16 protein-coding genes are annotated in these 17,719 nt (G+C 63.6%); 9 read left to right on the forward strand and 7 right to left on the reverse strand.

Going from position 1 to position 17,719, the window contains the following annotated elements; all coding sequences use genetic code 11:
* Positions 1 to 550 (reverse strand): cobalamin biosynthesis protein CobD/CbiB (locus NKH12_RS15915; protein ID WP_352954007.1); only part of this gene is annotated, 550 nt, incomplete at its 3' end.
* Between NKH12_RS15915 and cobD the strand changes: the two genes are divergently transcribed.
* Entirely contained in the window at positions 549 to 1,601 is a 1,053-nt protein-coding gene (gene cobD / locus NKH12_RS15920; RefSeq protein ID WP_352954008.1) for a threonine-phosphate decarboxylase CobD, read from the forward strand. The genes NKH12_RS15915 and cobD overlap by 2 nt on opposite strands.
* A gap of 102 nt (positions 1,602 to 1,703) precedes the next feature.
* Positions 1,704 to 2,213: a tyrosine phosphatase family protein gene (locus tag NKH12_RS15925; RefSeq protein WP_352954009.1), complete on the forward strand. Its 510-nt coding sequence runs from the start codon at positions 1,704 to 1,706 to the stop codon at positions 2,211 to 2,213.
* A 55-nt stretch (positions 2,214 to 2,268) separates the two neighbouring features.
* Here NKH12_RS15925 and NKH12_RS15930 read toward each other — a convergent pair whose 3' ends face one another.
* Positions 2,269 to 3,072, reverse strand: a complete 804-nt coding sequence (locus tag NKH12_RS15930; RefSeq protein WP_352954010.1) for a creatininase family protein — start codon at positions 3,070 to 3,072, stop codon at positions 2,269 to 2,271.
* Positions 3,073 to 3,286: 214 nt separating this feature from the next.
* Positions 3,287 to 3,670, reverse strand: coding sequence for a RidA family protein (locus tag NKH12_RS15935; RefSeq protein WP_352954011.1), 384 nt, complete (start codon positions 3,668 to 3,670; stop codon positions 3,287 to 3,289).
* Between the two features lie 253 nt (positions 3,671 to 3,923).
* On the opposite strand from NKH12_RS15935, the gene NKH12_RS15940 reads away from it, so the two are divergent.
* The 7 genes from NKH12_RS15940 (at position 3,924) to NKH12_RS15970 (ending at position 10,714) form a co-directional block, all read left to right on the forward strand.
* Positions 3,924 to 4,928, forward strand: coding sequence for an ABC transporter substrate-binding protein (locus NKH12_RS15940; RefSeq protein WP_352954012.1), 1,005 nt, complete (start codon positions 3,924 to 3,926; stop codon positions 4,926 to 4,928).
* A gap of 9 nt (positions 4,929 to 4,937) precedes the next feature.
* Positions 4,938 to 5,768 carry an ABC transporter ATP-binding protein gene (locus NKH12_RS15945; protein WP_352954013.1) on the forward strand — a complete coding sequence of 277 codons (831 nt, stop codon included), beginning with the start codon at positions 4,938 to 4,940 and terminating at the stop codon, positions 5,766 to 5,768.
* The gene (locus NKH12_RS15950) at positions 5,755 to 6,606 is read left to right on the forward strand and encodes an ABC transporter permease (protein ID WP_352954014.1); all 852 of its coding nucleotides are present in this window, start codon (positions 5,755 to 5,757) and stop codon (positions 6,604 to 6,606) included. The genes NKH12_RS15945 and NKH12_RS15950 overlap by 14 nt, the downstream gene beginning before the upstream one ends.
* Positions 6,607 to 6,847: 241 nt before the next feature.
* The gene (locus NKH12_RS15955) at positions 6,848 to 8,149 is read left to right on the forward strand and encodes a cytosine deaminase (RefSeq protein ID WP_352954042.1); all 1,302 of its coding nucleotides are present in this window, start codon (positions 6,848 to 6,850) and stop codon (positions 8,147 to 8,149) included.
* Positions 8,149 to 9,546: an FAD-binding oxidoreductase gene (locus tag NKH12_RS15960; RefSeq protein ID WP_352954043.1), complete on the forward strand. Its 1,398-nt coding sequence runs from the start codon at positions 8,149 to 8,151 to the stop codon at positions 9,544 to 9,546. Before NKH12_RS15955 ends, NKH12_RS15960 begins: the two co-directional genes overlap by 1 nt.
* The gene (locus NKH12_RS15965) at positions 9,546 to 10,127 is read left to right on the forward strand and encodes an NAD(P)H-dependent oxidoreductase (protein ID WP_352954015.1); all 582 of its coding nucleotides are present in this window, start codon (positions 9,546 to 9,548) and stop codon (positions 10,125 to 10,127) included. Before NKH12_RS15960 ends, NKH12_RS15965 begins: the two co-directional genes overlap by 1 nt.
* On the forward strand, positions 10,127 to 10,714 hold the full coding sequence (locus tag NKH12_RS15970; RefSeq protein ID WP_352954016.1) for an NAD(P)H-dependent oxidoreductase: 588 nt from the start codon (positions 10,127 to 10,129) through the stop codon (positions 10,712 to 10,714). Before NKH12_RS15965 ends, NKH12_RS15970 begins: the two co-directional genes overlap by 1 nt.
* 1 nt (position 10,715) lies before the next feature.
* Here the strand turns inward: NKH12_RS15970 and NKH12_RS15975 are convergent, their stop codons facing one another.
* From NKH12_RS15975 to NKH12_RS15990, 4 genes are read right to left on the reverse strand one after another with little or no spacing between them, the layout of a single operon-like run.
* On the reverse strand, positions 10,716 to 13,175 hold the full coding sequence (locus tag NKH12_RS15975) for a GcvT family protein (protein WP_352954017.1): 2,460 nt from the start codon (positions 13,173 to 13,175) through the stop codon (positions 10,716 to 10,718).
* The gene (locus tag NKH12_RS15980; RefSeq protein WP_352954018.1) at positions 13,172 to 14,353 is read right to left on the reverse strand and encodes a pyridoxal phosphate-dependent aminotransferase; all 1,182 of its coding nucleotides are present in this window, start codon (positions 14,351 to 14,353) and stop codon (positions 13,172 to 13,174) included. Before NKH12_RS15980 ends, NKH12_RS15975 begins: the two co-directional genes overlap by 4 nt.
* A complete protein-coding gene (locus NKH12_RS15985) occupies positions 14,353 to 15,255 on the reverse strand; it encodes a homocysteine S-methyltransferase family protein (protein ID WP_352954019.1) in 903 nt (300 codons plus the stop codon). Before NKH12_RS15985 ends, NKH12_RS15980 begins: the two co-directional genes overlap by 1 nt.
* Positions 15,252 to 17,705 (reverse strand): GcvT family protein, encoded by a 2,454-nt coding sequence (locus NKH12_RS15990; protein WP_352954020.1) that lies wholly within the window; start codon positions 17,703 to 17,705, stop codon positions 15,252 to 15,254. The genes NKH12_RS15985 and NKH12_RS15990 overlap by 4 nt, the downstream gene beginning before the upstream one ends.
* Between the last annotated feature and the right edge of the window lie 14 nt (positions 17,706 to 17,719).

The raw sequence follows: 17,719 nt of genomic DNA on the forward strand, positions 1-17,719 counted from the left end.
AATCGGCGGTGTTGGCGGCCTTGTAGGCGACGCCGCCGGCCAGCCCGCCGACGCCGATCCAGAAGACGGGCGCGACGACGCCGTCGGAAAAGTTCTCGGCAAGGCTTTCGATCGCCGCGCGGCAGACGCCGGCTCTGTCGAGCTTTTCGGGGTCGCGGCCGACGATCCGCGAGACGGCAACACGGCCGATGTCGAGTCCACCATTGTCGAGCCCGTCGGCCACCGCCTCGACATGCTCGGCCAGGCTCTTTTGCGACAGCAGCGACGTCGCCAGAATTGCCGTGAGGACCAATCCGGCGGGAATGCCCGAAAGTATGGTTTCCACCGCGAAGGCGATGGCCGCCGGCACCAGCACGATGATCAGCAGCGCATCAACGCCGCGCCGGCGACGGACGGCGTCGGAATCAGTATCGCGGTTGAGCCTGGTATCGAGAAAGGATATCAGCCTGCCAAACCAGGTGACGGGATGGCCGATGGCGCCGAACAGCCAGGCTGGATAGCCTACGGTGAATTCAATAACCAGTGACAGGAAAGCGATCAGGATCGACATGAAGTCTCTTGATGGAGCGGCGGCAGTGGTGGATCACGGCGGAAGCCTTGGCCGGGCGAGGGCGCTTTTTCGGCATGCGCCACAGCCCTTTGTCGACCTCTCGACCGGTATCAATCCGCACTCCTATCCGTTTTTCGATCTGCCCGCCACCGCCCTGTCCAGATTGCCGGAAGCTGCGCGGGTCCGTGATCTGGCCGACGTCGCGGCAAACGCCTATGGCGCGCCGTCGGCGGCGAATGTGACGGCAGCGCCGGGCACGCAGATCCTGTTGCCGCGTGTCGCCTCGCTGGCGAGCCCCGGCAAGGCGCTGGTGCTCGGGCCGACCTATGCCGAACATCAACGGGCAGCGGCAATCGCTGGCCATGCTGTGATGGAGGTCGACGATTTCGATGCCTTGGCAGGAGCCGACCTCGCCATCATCGTCAACCCCAACAATCCGGACGGGCATATTGTCGAGCGCGAGAGGCTGCTTGAGCTTGCCAAAAAATTGCGCGCCAGAGGCGGGTTGCTGGTCGTCGACGAGGCGTTCATGGATGTCGGCCCGCTTGGCGAAAGCCTGACCGGCGATGTCGAGCAAGGCGGCATCGTCGTGCTGCGTTCCTTCGGCAAGTTCTTTGGCCTCGCCGGACTGCGGCTCGGCTTTGCACTGGCCGACGCGCTGACGGTCGAACGGCTCGAGGCGCAGTTCGGGCCATGGGCGGTTGCCGGCCCGGCGCTCGAATACGGTATCCGCGCGCTTGCCGACAGCGGCTGGCAGGCCGAGATGCGACGCCGTCTGGCAGAGGATGCAGCACGGCTCGATGCGCTGTTCGGCCGCTTCGGTGTCCCGGTCGCCGGCGGCACCACCCTGTTTCGCTATATCAGGCTGGCAGGCGCCGACGGTCTGTTTTCGGTGCTTGGCGAGCGCGGCATCCTGCTTCGCCATTTTTCCGGCCGGCCGCATGTGCTGCGCGCCGGGCTGCCGGGCGGGGACGAGGAATGGCAGCGGCTCGAATCGGCTCTTGCCGACTGGGCGCAACAGCGCGACGATGACCCCTCAAGCGCGTCGTAATTGAACGGATTCATGCGACGCGCTTTAAGTCTTGTTTTTATGCATGTCGTTATCGCAAAACCGCTGCGCGGTTTTGCGCGACATGCATTAGGAGATCAAGCAATGATCCATGTCTGTTCGCTATCGAAGGTCGAGGAAACGGTCACGAGAACCGGCGCCGAGCGGCTGCTTTCGCTGCTGGCCGCCGGCACCGAGGTGACACGGCCGGCATCGATCGCCCAGGAGAACCATCTGCATCTGGTCATGCACGACATTGCCGTGGCACAAGAGGGCATGACCATGCCGGGCGAGGAGCATGTTCGCAACCTGCTCGATTTCGCGCGCCGATGGGATCGTGCAAGACCGCTGGTCGTGCATTGCTATGCCGGTATCAGCCGGTCGACGGCCTCGGCCTACATCATCGCGGCGGCATTGGCGCCGAAGCGCTGCGAGCTCGAATTGGCTGAGACGCTGCGTGCGCTTTCGCCGACGGCGACACCCAATCCGCGGCTGATCGCGGTCGCCGACGCGCTGCTTGACCGCAACGGCCGCATGACCGGTGCGATCCAGGCGATCGGGCGCGGCGCGGAGGCCTTCGAAGGCACGCCTTTTGCGTTAAAGATCGACGGCTGACGTCGGCGCTGCCGGCAGGCAGGTGAGGGGCGGCGCGGCGCTGGCGGAGAGCCTCCTAGGCCAGCCAGTCGGCCAGCTTTGCCTTGCGCACGTCCTTCAACAGGCTGATGAAGCCGTCGGCCTGATGGTTGGCGGTCAGCCGGCCCTTTTCGGCCGTTGCAATGCTGGCGTCGCCGACGACGCCGTTGGGGTTGAGATCGGTGGCGATCCAGGCGAAGGCGTGCGTTCCGGTGTGGCGCAGCAGCGAAAACTCCTTTTCGGCGCGGGCGACGTTGGACACGAAATTGTCGGCCTTTGCCATGTCGACGAGATCCGGCCGGAAATGCAGCATCAGCGAGGTCTCGACATCGCCGCCATGAATGCCTTGGCGATCCTCAAGCTCGGTATACATGCCGGCCGGCCGGCCAAAGCGTTGCCAACTCGTCTTCACCGCCAGCATCTTTGCACGCACGCGCAATTCTCGCGTCACGATGCCCATGATCTCCTCGTTGCCGCCATGCGAGTTGACGACGATCAGTTTCCTTAACCCGGCCCGCGCGATAGATAGGCCAAGCTCGGTCCACGCCTCGATCAAGGTCGCCGCCGGCAGAGTGAGGGTTCCCGGCGCATGCAGGTGCTCATTCGACTTGCCCACCGCCTGGACCGGCAGGATACGGATGTCGAGATCGCCGGGCAGGCGCGCGATTACTGTTTCGAGCATGCCGGTCATGATCGAGGTGTCGGTCGAAACCGGCAGATGCGGCCCGTGCTGTTCGATCGCCGCCACCGGCAGAACGGCGATCGTCGCCTCCGGATCGATGGTGGCGTATTCGGTGGTCCGGTAGTCGCCCCACCATACGCGTTTGTTTGTTCCGGCCATTTTGAACCTCGAAGAGAGACTGGCGGGGTCGGCGCTGCCCCTCACCCTTACCCTCTCCCCGTATAGAGACGGGGAGAGGGGGGGCGCCAGCGTTGGAGCGCTTCCCTTCTCCCCGTCACTATACGGGGAGAAGGTGCCGGCAGGCGGATGAGGGGCAGCACCAGCCCTTGTCGTTTAACTGGAGATCTACGGCCTGTCGATTCCAGCCGGTTTCTCATCCTGCCGCGATGACCTCGATCTCGACCTTGAATTCCGGCCGCGCGAAACCGGACACGATCATCAGCGTCGAAGCCGGCGCCGGGCTGGTGAACAGGCGGTCGCGGACGTCCATATAGGGCCGCAGGAAGGCGCGGTCGGTGACATAGGCGTTGATGCGGACGATGTCGGAAAGTCCAAGCCCGGCCTCGCCAAGAATCGCGGCGATGTTCTGAAAACAGAGCTCGGCCTGCGCGCCGGCATCCTCCGGGATCTGATCGTCCGCAGTGATGGCGACCTGGCCCGAACACAGCACCAGCCTCTTGCCGAGAGGCACCTCGACGCCATGGCTATAGCGGGCGAAGGGCGGCTTGATCGACTTCGGCGTCAGGAATTTGAACATGAAAATCTCCAGTTTGCCGCCAGCGTAAGGCCGGATTGGCGGCCCCTTCAAGATGCAGTGCATGTTATCAGGGCGATTGTGGACAGGCGTTCAAAAAATAGGCACGATGCCTCCGGTACAGCATGACCGTCCGGCCTTCGCGCGCCACCGTTGCGCAGGCGGGCGGTCCGGGCGATGGCATGTGTCTTGCTTCTTGAATCGATGGTGTCGAGCCCGGTGCGTGGCGCGCCGGAGCCAACAGAGGGTGGTGTGGATGGACGGAAAACTTAAGATTTCAGTGGGCGCGATCGTGCTGCTTGCCGCAAGCACGCTAAGCGCGGCAGCAAATGAAAAAGTCACCTTCGGCACCAACTGGCTCGCCCAGGCCGAGCACGGTGGCTATTATCAGGCGGCCGCTGATGGCACCTATGCGGCTTGCGGGCTCGACGTGACGATCATGCAAGGTGGCCCGCAGGTCAGCGGTCGGCCGCTGTTGCTCGCCGGCAAGATCGACTTCTACATGGGCGGCAACATGCTGCAGGCCTTCGACGCCGTTCAGCAGGACATTCCGCTGCGCGTGGTCGCCGCCTCCTTCCAGAAAGAGCCGCAGGTGATCATGAGCCATCCGGGTCAGGGCCTCGACAAATGGGAGGATTTGAAGAACGCGGACCAGTACATCATCGGCGACGAAGGGGCGCAGAGCTTCTTCCAATGGATGATCACGGAATTCGGGTTCGATCCGGCCAAGCGCGTGCCTTACACCTTCAACCCCGCACCTTTCATCGCCAATCCGAAATCGATCCAGCAAGGCTACGTGACTTCGGAGCCTTATGCCGTCGCCAAGGAAGGCGGCTTCCAGCCCAATTTGTTCCTGCTCGCCGACTACGGCTTCGACACCTATGCGACGACGATCGAGACCATGCAGGCCACGATCGACAAGCGGCCGGAGGTGGTTCAGTGCTTCGTCGATGGCTCGGCCAAGGGCTGGTACAATTATCTCTATGGCGACAACGCTGCCGCCAACGCTGCGATCAAGAAGGATAACCCCGACATCAGCGACGAGCAGATCGCGTTTTCGATCGAGCAGATGAAGAAATTCGGCATCGTCGATTCCGGCGACACGGAAAAACTCGGCATCGGTGCGATGACTGACGCGCGCATCCAGAGCTTCTACGACAAGATGGTCAAGGCCAAGGTCGTGCCGGCCGGCGTCGACATCAAGAAGTCCTACACGCTGGCCTTCGTCAACAAGGGCGTCGGCATCGACCTGAAGAAATAGCACCCGGGCATGATGCAGGAAAAAGTGGCGCAAGCGCCGGCAAGCGCATCGGGCAAAGGTCCGATGCTGCTGGCGCTGCGTGGCGTCGGTAAGGTCTTTTCCAACGGCGTGACTGCGCTCAGCAATGTCGACCTGACGATCCGGGAAGGCGACTTCCTCAGCCTTCTCGGCCCGTCCGGCTGCGGCAAGTCGACGGCCTTGCGCCTCATTGCGGGTCTGGCGACGCCGACATCCGGCGTGCTCGACTGGCGCGGCAGCAGCTCTGTCGACCGCTCCAATATCGGCTTCGTCTTCCAGGAGCCGACGCTGCTGCCCTGGGCCGATGTCTTCGACAATGTCTGGCTGCCGCTGCGGCTGAAAGGCGTGTCGCGGGCCAAGGCTGCGCCTGCCGTGATGGAGATGCTGGCGCGGGTCCACCTGACCGGGTTCGAGAATGCCGTGCCGCGCGAGCTGTCCGGCGGCATGAAGATGCGCGTCTCGATCGCCCGCGCCATGGTGACCAAGCCGCGTATTCTGCTGATGGACGAGCCGTTCGCGGCACTGGACGAGATCACCCGCTTCAAGCTCAACAACGATCTTCTGGAACTGTGGCAGGACGAGCGTTTTACCGTCGTCTTCGTCACCCACAGCGTCTTCGAAAGCGTTTTCCTCTCCAACCGCGTCGTCGTCATGGCGGCGCGACCGGGCCGGGTGTTCAAAGAACTCGCCATCGATGCACCCTATCCGCGCAACGAGACCTTCCGTACCTCGCCCGACTATGCCGCGCTCTGCCGCCAGGCATCCGACGTGCTGATCGGCGTCATCAACTCAACTGCCGGACCGCATCATGACGGCCATTGAAGAACACGCGCTAACGCTCGACCCCGAGGAGGCGCGTCGCGTGCGCCAGGAACGGCTCGAGCGAATCGGCCGGTGGCTGCTGCCGCTGTCGATCATGATCCTGGCCATCTGGCTGTGGGACCGCATCTGCGTCTGGAACGACATCCCGAAATATATCCTGCCGCGCCCCGGTGTGGTGCTGCAAACGCTGTTCGACGATGCCGGGCTGCTGTTCTCCTCGCTGCTGGTGACGCTCAAGATCACCTTCCTCAGCCTGCTTCTGGCCGTCGTCGGCGGTGTCGGGCTGGCGGTGCTGTTCGCGCAATCGAAGTGGGTAGAGATGTCGTTCTTCCCGTTTGCCATCGTGCTGCAGGTGACGCCGATCGTCGCGATCTTCCCGCTGATCAACATCTATGTCGACAACCAGACGACGAAGCTTTTGCTTTGTGCCTGGATCGTCGCCTTCTTCCCGATCCTGTCCAACACCACGCTCGGCCTCAATTCGGTCGACCGCAATCTGCGCGACATGTTCAGGCTTAACGGCGCGACCCGCTGGCAGCAATTGCGCTACCTGCGGCTGCCGGCGGCGATGCCGTATTTTCTAGGCGGGCTGAAGATCGCAGGCGGCCTGTCGCTGATTGGCGCGGTGGTGGCCGAGTTCGTCGCCGGGGCTCAGGGACAGTCATCGGGGCTGGCCTCGCGCATTATCGAGGCCGGCTACCGGCTCAACGCACCGCGACTGTTCGCGGCGCTGATCCTGATTTCGTTCACCGGCATTCTGATCTTCCTGGTGCTGTCGCTGATCTCGCACCTCATTCTGCGCCGCTGGCACGAGAGCGCGCTGAAGCAGGAGCCATGATGGTACTGTGTGTTCAAGGCAAAAACTGCCGGTCGTCCGTCCCGGCGTCAGCGCTGCCCCTCATCGCCCTGCCGGGCACTTCTCCCCGTATAGAGACGGGGAGAAGGACGCCATCATCCACGATTTCGCCAATCTCCAGCGTTGCTGAAAGTATGCTGCGGTCTCAGCCAGCCCCTTCTCCCCGTCACTATACAGGGAGAAGGTGCCGGCAGGCGGATGAGGGGCAGCGATGACCTCAGAAATGATCCCCGAATCCGGCCGATTCATTCTCTCAAGCGTCCGGCTTCACTCATCCCTGACGCCCGGATTTAATGCACCTATCGATGCCGACGGATTTGCGCTCGCCGACATCGCTGTCGCCGACAGCAAAATCTCCAGCATTACCGCGCATCGCCAGTCCAAGGCGCCAGCAGACGCCGTCGAGCTCGGCGGCCGTATCGTCATGCCGTGCTTCGTTGACTGCCACACGCATGTCGACAAGGGCCATATCTGGCCTCGAAAACCCAATCCCGACGGCACCTTCATGGGCGCGCTGAACGCCACCGGCGCCGACCGTGCCGCCCGCTGGAGCGCCGAGGACGTCGCTCGCCGCATGGACTTTTCGCTGCGCTGCGCCTACGCGCACGGCACCAGGGCTATGCGCACCCATCTCGACAGCGTCGCGCCGCAGGAGGAGATCTCCTGGCCGGTGTTCGAGACGGTACGGGAGAAATGGCGTGGCCGCATCGAACTGCAGGCGGCCTGCCTGCTCGGCATCGAAGGGGTGCGCGACAAGCAATGGTTCGAAAGGCTGGCCAAGCGCGTGGCCGCGGCCAACGGCGTGCTTGGCGTCGTCACCTATATGCTGCCGGACCTGGAAGAGCTTCTCGACCAGGTGTTCGCGCAGGCGATCAAGCATGGCCTCGACCTCGATTTCCACGCCGACGAGACTGACGATATCTCGGCGATCTCGCTGAAGAAGATTGCCGGGGCGGCCCTGTGGAATGGTTTTGACGGAAACATCCTCGTCGGCCACTGCTGCTCGCTGGCACGCCAGCCCGATCTCGATGTGCTCGACACACTGGACAAGGTGGCGAAGGCGCGGCTTGCCGTGGTGTCGCTGCCGATGTGCAATCTTTATTTGCAGGACCGGCGTGGCGACAAGACCACGCCGCGCTGGCGCGGCGTGACGCTGCTGCACGAGATGAAGGCGCGCGGCATCTCGGTCGCCGTCGCTTCCGACAACACCCGCGATCCGTTCTACGCCTATGGCGATCTCGACATGCTGGAGGTCTACCGCATGGCGACGCGCATCCTGCATTTCGATCACCCGGTCGGCGACTGGCCGCAAGCGGTGACCGCAACGCCGGCCAAGGTGATGCGGCTCGATGGCTTCGGCACGCTTGCCGCCGGCGGCGCCGCCGATTTCGTCGTCTTCAAGGGGCGGAGCTGGACGGAATTGCTGTCGCGGCCCGAATCGGATCGCATCGTGGTGCGCGACGGCCGCGCCATCGAGCGCCAATTGCCCGATTATGCCGAACTCGACGATCTGATGGTGGAATGATGGACCTGGCTGCCCTGAAACGCGATCTCGACGGCCTGAAGATCGACGACCATCCGGCAATCGTCCAGCAGAAGAGCCGTGACTTCTACTGGTACAGTCCGGTGCTGAAACAACAGCTCGACCATGTCTCCGGCGACCTGATCGTCACGCCGAAGACGGAAGACGAGGTGATCCGCGTGCTCGCCGCTTGCCACCGGCATGGCATTCCGGTGACGCCGCGAGGCAGCGGCACCGGCAATTACGGCCAGGCGATGCCGCTGTCCGGCGGCGTCGTGCTCAACCTTGCCGAGATGAATGCGGTGAAGTCGATCGCGCCCGGCCGAGTCGTGGCCGGACCCGGTGCCGTCCTCGCCGACATCGACAGGGCGACGCGCGCCCATTCCGGGCAGGAGCTTCGGATGTCGCCATCGACTTATAATACGGCGAGCATAGGTGGTTTCGTCGCCGGCGGATCGGGCGGCGTCGGCTCGATCCGCTGGGGTGGGCTGCGCGACCTCGGCAATGTCATCCGGCTCAGGACCGTGACGATGGAAGCGGAGCCTCGCATCATGGATCTTACCGGCGAGGAGGTGCTGAAGGTGATGCATGCTTATGGCACCAACGGCATCATCACCGAGGTCGAGATGCCGCTGACCGCATCTTACGACTGGATCGACGTCATCGTCGGCTTCGACGATTTCATGGATGCGGCCGGCTACGGCAACGATCTCGCCATTCAGGACGGCATTCTGGCGAAGCTGATCACGCCGATCGCCGCGCCCATCCCTTACGATTATTTCAAGCGGCACCAGCGGTTCTTCAGGCGCGAGCAAAGCATCGTCGTCTGCATGATTGCGCCGCATGCAATGGACGCCTTTGTCGCCCTCACGGCGCGCAGCAAGGGCGAGATCGTCTTCCGCGCCGACAAGGAGGCCGATCTCAAGGGCCTGCCGCCGGCCTATGAGCTGACCTGGAACCACACGACGCTGCGTGCCATCAGGGTCGACCCGACGATTACATATCTGCAGACCCGCTATCCCTCGCCGGATCATCTGGCTTACGTCAAGGCGATGATGGATCGCTTCGGCGACGAGGTGCCGACACATCTCGAATTCATCCGCTTCGACGGCGCGATCGGCGTGGCCGGACTGCCGTTGGTGCGCTTCACGACGGCCGAGCGGCTCGACGAGATCATCCGCATTCACGAGGACAGTGGCTGCTGGGTCTTCAATCCGCACCGCTACACGCTGGAAGAGGGCGGCATGAAGCAGACGGACGAGGTGCAGCTCGCGTTCAAGCGCGAGACCGATCCGCAAGGGCTGCTCAATCCGGGCAAGATGATCGCCTGGGAAAACCCGGACTACGACTATCGTTCAGGCAAGTCGTTCCTGTTCAAGGGGTTGCAGAAGGCGGGGTGATGAAAATCCTCGTTCTCTACGCCCATCCGGTCGAGACCAGCTTCAATGCCGGTTTGCACAAGGTGATCGTCGAGCGGCTGACGGCCGCCGGCCACGCGGTCGACGACTGCGATCTCTATGCCGAGGATTTCGACCCGCGGCTGACGCGCGCCGAGCGGCTCGGTTACCACGACGAGCGCGGCGCCGGTGATCCGGCAGCGCCCTATGTCACGAGGTTGCAAAAAGCAGAGGCGCTGGTGCTGTCGTTTCCGGTGTGGAACTACGGCTACCCGGCGATCCTGAAAGGCTTTTTCGACCGCGTCTTCCTGCCCGGCGTCTCGTTCAAGCTGGTCAATGGCAAGGTGCAGCCGTCGCTGCACAACATTCGCAAGTTGGCGGCGGTCACCACCTATGGCGGCAGCCGGCTCCACGCCATGCTGATGGGCGATCCGCCGCGCAAGCTGGTCAAGCGTGTATTGCGCGCCGCAGTCAAGCCAGGTGCCTCCGTGTCCTATCTCGCACATTATTCGATGAACCTGTCGACCGATGAAACGCGGAAGAGATTCACGGCGAAAGTCGCCGCCAGTATGGATGCATTCTGATGCGGGTCCTGGTGGTTTATTGCCATCCGGTCCTGGGAAGCTTTTGTGCCGCGATCCGGGATAGTGCCATCGAGGTGCTGAAGGCGAGGGGCTGGGAGGTGCGGCTGCTCGACCTCTATGCGGAAAATTTCGATCCGGTCATGGGCTGCGGCGAGCGACGCTCCTACAATGAGCACGCCCCGCAAGACCCGGCGCTCAAGCCGCATATCGAAAATCTCAAATGGGCCCAGGCAATCCTCTTCATCTATCCGACATGGTGGTACGGCCTGCCGGCAATGCTGAAGGGCTGGCTCGACCGGGTCTGGGCGACCGACGTCGCCTTCCGGCTGCCGGCCGGCAAGGGACGGATCCAGTCGCTGATGAGGCATGTGACGAAGATCGGGGTGATCACGACCTGCGGCGCACCGACTTGGTGGAGCGTCGTAGTCGGCCAGCCGGGACGCAAGACAATCTTGCGCGGCATGCGGGCACTCTGCGCTCCCCGCTGCAGGACGTTCTTTCTGGCGCATTACCTGATGGATGCGTCGACACCGAAGACGAGGGCGGCGTTTCTGGAGAAAGTGCGAACGAAGCTGGAGCGGTTTTGAGCTACATCCGCACCCGTTCCGATTTCGGATCATACATCGGCTTCAGCGACACTTCCGCGGCGAAGCGCTCGCCGGCGATCTCGATCTCGTAGGACGACGACAGCACATCCGCCTCGCTCTCTCCCTGGCACGGCACGTAGCCGAGGCCGATAGCACCGCCGAGATGGTGGCCGTAATTGCCCGAGGTGATCGGGCCGACGATCTTGCCGTCGCGCAGGATCGCCTCATTGTGGAAAAGCAAGGGTTGCGTATCTTTCAGGCGGAACTGCACCAGGCGCCGGTTCAATCCGGTTTCTTTTTTTCTCAGCACGGCATCACGGCCAACGAAATCGCCCTTGGCAGTCTTCACTGCGAATCCAAGGCCGGCTTCCAGCACATTGTCCTCGTCGGTGATGTCGTGGCCGAAATGCCGGAACGCCTTTTCGATGCGGCAGGAATCCAGCGTATGTAGACCGCAAAGTTTCAAGCCGACATCGGCGCCGGCCTCCGCGATCGCCTCGAAGACGTGTGCTGCCTGGTCGGTCGAGACATAAAGCTCCCAGCCGAGCTCGCCGACATAGGTGACACGGTGGGCGCGAGCCAGCCCCATGCCGATTTCAATCTCCTGAAACGTCCCGAACGGATTGGTTTCGTTGGAAAAATCGTTCGGACTCAGCTTTTGAATCAGCTTCCTCGCATCCGGACCCATCAGGCAGAGCACGGCCTCGGCAGCGGTCACATCGGTGATGACGACGAACTCGTCGGCAAGATGCTTGCGCAGCCACGCGAGATCACGCTGCAGCGTCGCGCCGGGCACGACGAGGAAGTAGGCCGTTTCAGACAGCCGTGAGACGGTGAGATCGCTCTCGATGCCGCCGCGCTGGTTGAGCATCTGGGTGTAGACGATCTTGCCCGGCGTCACGTCCATGTCGTTGGCGCAAAGCCTCTGTAGGAAGGCACAGGCCTCACGGCCCTCGACACGGATCTTGCCGAACGAAGTCATGTCGAACAGCCCGACGCCGTTTCGGACGGCCAGGTGTTCCTCGCGCTGGTTGTCGAACCAGTTCTGCCGCTTCCATGAATAGCGGTATTCGCGCTCCTGGCCGTCACGCGCGAACCAGTTGGCGCGCTCCCAGCCGGCGACCTCACCAAACACGGCGCCGCGCGCCTTCAGATGCTCGTGGAGAGGGGAGCGCCTAATGTTCCGGGAAGTCGCCATCTGGCGGTAGGGGAAATGGTCGGCGTAGAGCAGGCCGAGCGTCTCGGAGACGCGCTCCTTGAGGTAGCGCCGGTTCTTCTGAAACGGCTGGGCGCGGCGGATATCGACTTCCCAGAGATCGAAGGGCGCTTCGCCGTCGTTGATCCATTGCGCAAGCGCCATGCCGGCGCCGCCGGAGGAGACGATGCCGATCGAATTGTAGCCGGTCGCCATCCAGTAGCCGGAGAGCTCCGGCGCCTCGCCGAGATAGTAGCGGTCATCAGGCGTAAAGCTCTCGGGACCGTTGAAGAAGGTGTGGATGCCGGCGCTGGCCAGCATCGGCATGCGGTTGACGCCCATTTCGAGGATCGGCTCGAAATGCTCAAAATCCTCGGGCAACTGGTCGAAGCAGAAATCCTCACGGATGCCGTCCATGCCCCAAGGCTTGGCCACCGGCTCGAAGGCGCCGAGCATCATCTTGCCGGCGTCTTCCTTGTAGTAGGCGCATTCGTCCGGCACGCGCAACACCGGCAGGCGGGCCAGGCCGGGGATCGGCTCGGTGACGAGATAAAAATGCTCGCAGGCGTGCAGCGGGATGGTAACGCCGTTCTGACGCCCGAGCTCGCGCGCCCACATGCCGGCGCAATTGACGACGACATCGGCCTCGATCATGCCTTGCTCGTCCCCTTGCGTCCAGGAAACGCCGGTGACGCGGCCATCCCTGGTATGGACCTTGGTGACCTTCACGTTCTCGACGACCGTCGCACCGCGCTGGCGGGCGCCCTTGGCCAGCGCCATGGCGATGTTGGCCGGGTCGCACTGGCCGTCGAGCGGCAGATGCACGGCGCCGACGACATCGGAAATGTTGAGATGCGGGTACATGTCCTTGACTTCATCAGGCGAAATCTCACGCACATCGACATCGAACGCGCTGGCGAGAGACGCCTGCCTATAAATCTCGTGCTTGCGCTCCTCTGTCAGCGCCACGGTGATCGAGCCGACCTGGCGCATGCCGGTGCCGACATCGGTCTCGGCTTCCAGCTTGACGTAGAGGTCGGCCGAATATTTCGCCAGCCGGGTCATGTTCTGCGAGCCGCGCAACTGGCCGATCAGGCCGGCGGCGTGCCATGTCGTGCCCGATGTCAGCTGCTTGCGTTCGAGCAGCACGATGTCGGTCCAGCCGAGCTTGGCCAGATGGTAGGCGACCGAGCAGCCGGAGACGCCGCCGCCGATGATGACGGCCCTTGCTTTCGTAGGGATGGTTTTCGGGGGCAGGGCGCTCATGCGGCCTCGCGGCGATAGGTGGAAGCGAAGCGACGAAGCCGAAGGGCTGCTTCCAAAAGTATCGCCTCGGGCTGGCAGAGGCTGACGCGAATATGTCCGGCGGCCGCCTCCCCGAAGCTCGAGCCGGGCATCACGCCGACCTTTTCCTTGTCGAGAAACGCCCAGGCGAATTTCTCGTCGTCCGGCTCGATGGCTGATATGTCGAGCATGACATACATGCCGCCCTCCGAACCCCGCACGGTGACGTCGTTCATGCCGCGCATGGCATCGAGTACTACGGTGCGCCTTGCAGCATAGCGTTCGGCGATCTCCTTGACGCCGTAGCCGTTTTCGAGCGCCTCGGCGCAAGCGAGACTGATGAAGGCCGGCAGGCCGTAAGTCGTCACCAGATTGAGGCTGGTCAGCAGCGAGATCATCTCTTCGGGTCCGGTCAGCCAGCCCATGCGCCAGCCGGTCATGCCGTGGCTCTTGGACATGGAGTTGATGACCAGCGTGCGTTCCGCCATGCCGGGCAGCGAACGCGGCGAAATGTGCTCGCCGCCGCCCAGCGTCCAATAGACCTCATCCGACAGCAGCCAGAGGTCATGTTCCCGGCAGATCTGCGCCAGATCATCCAGCCGCTGGCGCGAATAGACGGCACCCGTCGGGTTGTTGGGCGTGTTGATGAGGATGGCGCGCGTGTTTGGCCGAAGGGCGGCGCGAATGTCGGCGGCTCGCGGCTGAAACCCATCCTCGGCGGGTGTCTCGACCACGGTGAAATCGGCACCCGCTGCACTGAACGTGTTGGGGTAGGTCGCGTAATAGGGCGCGACCACGATGGCATGGTCGCCCTGGTCGAGAACGGCCTGCACCGCCGCGTAAAGTGCAGCCTGCCCGCCCGGCGTGGCGATGACCTGGTCGGGGTTGGTCGCAACGCCAGTGCACGCGCTCGAGGCCGCCGCCATTGCCTTGCGCAAGCGCGGAATGCCGGGAAGCGGGGTGTAGTGGTGGTTGCTGGCGCGAACCGCGGTCACGCAGGCTTCGATCGTCTGCGCCGGCGTATCGAAATCATGGTCGCCGACCGACAGCATGATGATGTCCTCGCCGGCCTGCTTGCGTGTCCAGGCGGCGAAATGGACCTCCCAGCCGTCCTTGCCGGAAGGCACGATGCCGGAAATGCGTGATGAGGGCCTGGGCATTATGCTACTCCCGAAATCTCGTAGCCGGCTTGTTCGAGCCGGGCGCGCAGGGCGGCGATATGGGGCGGTCCGACTTCGCAGCAGCCGCCGACGATGTCGGCGCCAGCCTCGACCCAGCCGACTGCCTGGCCGGCATAGGCATCCGGATCGAGGTCGTGGCGGGCGTGCAGCACCTCCACCGTACCGCCATGCTTGAGCGCCTCGACCGAGGTGAAGCCATTGGCATAGGCGCCGACCGGGCCGCCGAGGCCGATCAGTTCGGGCAGCGCTGCAGCAATCGCTTCGGGCCGGCAGCAATTGATCAGTCTAGCTGCGACCGGCAGGCCGTCGAGAGCGCTCGACGCAGCCGCAATGGCTTCGCCGCTACGCAGGCGCGGTACGCCGTGATCGGCGAGCGTCCACGACACCCACACCGGCTTGCCGCTTTCCGACGCCGCGGTGACAGCCGCGCGCGCCTCCTCGGCCGACGCTATGGTCTCGCACAGGAACAGATCGACGCCGTCAGCCTGCTCGGCAACGATGCGGCGGTAGATGTCGAGCGTATCCTGGAAGGATATCGTCAGTGCCGGGGCGTAGCTGCCGAACAGGGGAGACAGGCAGCCGGCGATCGCCGCGTCGCCGGACTGGTCGCGAGCTTGCCTTGCCAGTTCTATGCCGCGCTTCTGCAGCGGCTTGAACAACTCTTCCGCGCCCTCGCGCGCCAGACGCTCGGGCGTTGCGGAATAGGTGTTGATGGTGATGACGCGGGCGCCGGCCCGGATGAACTCCGCATGCAGGTCGCGCACCAGGTCCGGTTCGTCGATCAGCACCCTGGCCGACCACAGCGGCGTCGGCTCGGACTTGCTGCGGCGTACCAGTTCCTGGCCCATGCCGCCATCGGTGAGGATGACTGTCTTCTTCATGCCCTGAGCCTCTCGTTCTTTGGATCCCACAGCGGTTCGTCCTTCTGCACGACCGCCTTGAAGCGCTCGCCGAAGATCTCGACCTCGACCGCGGTTCCCGGCTCAGTGAGATCGGCGCGCAGCATGCCGAGCGCGATCGACTTGTCGATGCGATGACCCCAGCCGCCGGACGTCGTCTCGCCGACAATCCGGCCGTCATGCCACAGCGTCGACATGGAGGGCGCGTCGCAGTCGCCGGGATTTTCGACGACCAGCGTGACAAAGCGCTTCTTCACGCCCTGCTGCTTCTCGTTTTGCAGTGCCGCCTTGCCGCGGAAGTCGGGCTTGTCCCATTTCACAAAGCGCTCCAGCCCGCCCTGCAGGATCGAATAGTCAGTCGACAGGTCGCCTTTCCAGGCGCGATAGCCCTTTTCGAGCCGCAGCGAATCCAGGGCGTACATGCCGAACGGCTTCAGGCCGTGCTTCCGCCCGGCCGCCCAGACGGCGTCGAATACGGCGGCGGTGTCGTCGACCTTGGTGTGAATTTCCCAGCCGAGTTCGCCGGCGAAGGACACGCGCACCAGCCTTGCCCAACGGCCGGCGATTCTCGTCTCCTGGTGCGTCAGCCAGGGCAGAGCAAGGTCGGCGGCGCAGACGTCGGCGAGGATTTTTCGCGAATTGGGCCCGGCGAGGATCTGCGTGGAATATTCCTCGGTCCGGTCTGCCAGCTTGAATGAAGCGTCCTTCGGCATGCGCGATTTCAGCCATTCGAAATCGTGCCACTGCGCCACTGCGGCGGTGATCAGCGTCATCAAGTTCTCGTCGTGGCGCACCACCGACATTTCGGTGACGATGCGGCCCTTATCGTCGGCAAAATAGGCGAGGCCGATGCGGCCGGGTTTCGGCACCAGCCCGGTAACCTGTTGGCTCAGCCATTCCGCAGCGCCCGGACCGTCGAGATTGAAGCGGGAAAAACCAGGCAGGTCCAGAATGCCGGCGGCATCGCGCACGGCGAGGCATTCTTCGCGGACGCGATGCTGCCAGGGCCCATCGCGGCGGAAGGTCAGCGTCGCGGCTTCCGAAACATCGTCGCCGGGTTGCGCGTACCAGGTGGCGCGCTCCCAGCCATTATAGGCATCGAAGCAAGCGCCGAGCGCCCTGATGCGATCATGGATCGGCGACAGTTTGCGATCGCGCCCAGCCGGCCAGGCATGGCGCGGAAACTGGATGGCATATTCGTTGCCGTAGATTTGCATGCCCTTGGCGACGCAGTAATCCGGGGCCGAGGCAAAGCTGGTGAAGCGACGCGGATCGCAGGACCACATGTCCCATTCGGTCTGGCCCTCAGTCATCCATTCGGCCAGCACCTTGCCGGCGCCGCCGCCCTGGGCGATGCCGAAGGTGAAGACGCAGGCCTCGAAGGCGTTCGGCACGCCGGGCATCGGGCCGATCAGCGGGTTGCCGTCCGGCGCGTAGGGGATCGGGCCGTTGATGACCTTGGACAATCCGGCAGTGCCGAGAATCGGCACGCGGGCAACGGCATCGGCCAGATAGTCCTCCAGCCGGTCGAGATCGTCGGGAAACAGCTGGAACGAAAAATCATCAGGCATCGGGTCGTTGTGGCCGACCCAATGCGCACGGCAATTGCGCTCATAGGGGCCGAGATTCATGCCGTTCTTTTCCTGGCGCAGATAATAGGAGGTGTCGACATCGCGCAGCAGCGGCAGTTTCTTGCCTTGCTCTTTCGACCATGCGGCCAGTTCGGGGATTTCCTCGAACAGAATATATTGATGGCTCATCACCATCATCGGCACGTCGCGGCCGAACATCCTGCCGACTTCGGCCGCACGGTAGCCGGCGGCGTTGACGACGATCTCGCAGCGGATCTCGCCCTGCGCGGTCTCGACCACCCACTCGTCCCTCTCGCGGCGCACGCCGGTGACCGGACAGAAGCGAATGATCTTCGCACCCATGTCGCGGGCGCCCTTGGCCAGCGCCTGGGTCAGCTGCGCCGGGTCGATGTCGCCGTCGCTCGGATCGTAGAGCGCGCCCTTCAGCTCATGCGTTTCGATGAACGGGTAGCGTCGCTTGATCTCGTCGAGCCCGACCACGTCGATGTCCATGCCCTGGTAGCGGCCCATGCCCTTGGCGCGGCGGAACTCCTGCATGCGCTCGGTCGTATGGGCCAGCCTGAGCGAGCCGGTGACGTGATAGTTCATGGGATAGCCGACCGCGTCGGCCAGCCCGCGATAGAGCTCCGTCGAATAGCGCTGCATGTTCATCAGCGACCATGACGAGGAGAAGGTGGGCACGTTGCCGGCTGCATGCCACGTCGAGCCGGAGGTGAGCTCGTTCTTTTCCAGGAGCACGCAATCGGTCCAGCCCGCCTTGGCGAGATGGTAGAGCGAGGAGGCGCCGACGACACCGCCTCCGATGATCACCACACGTGCCGTGGTCGGCAAACCGGCCATGTTCTTCTCCAAAC

Source organism: Mesorhizobium sp. M1322 (assembly GCF_040318085.1).
GTDB lineage: Bacteria > Pseudomonadota > Alphaproteobacteria > Rhizobiales > Rhizobiaceae > Mesorhizobium.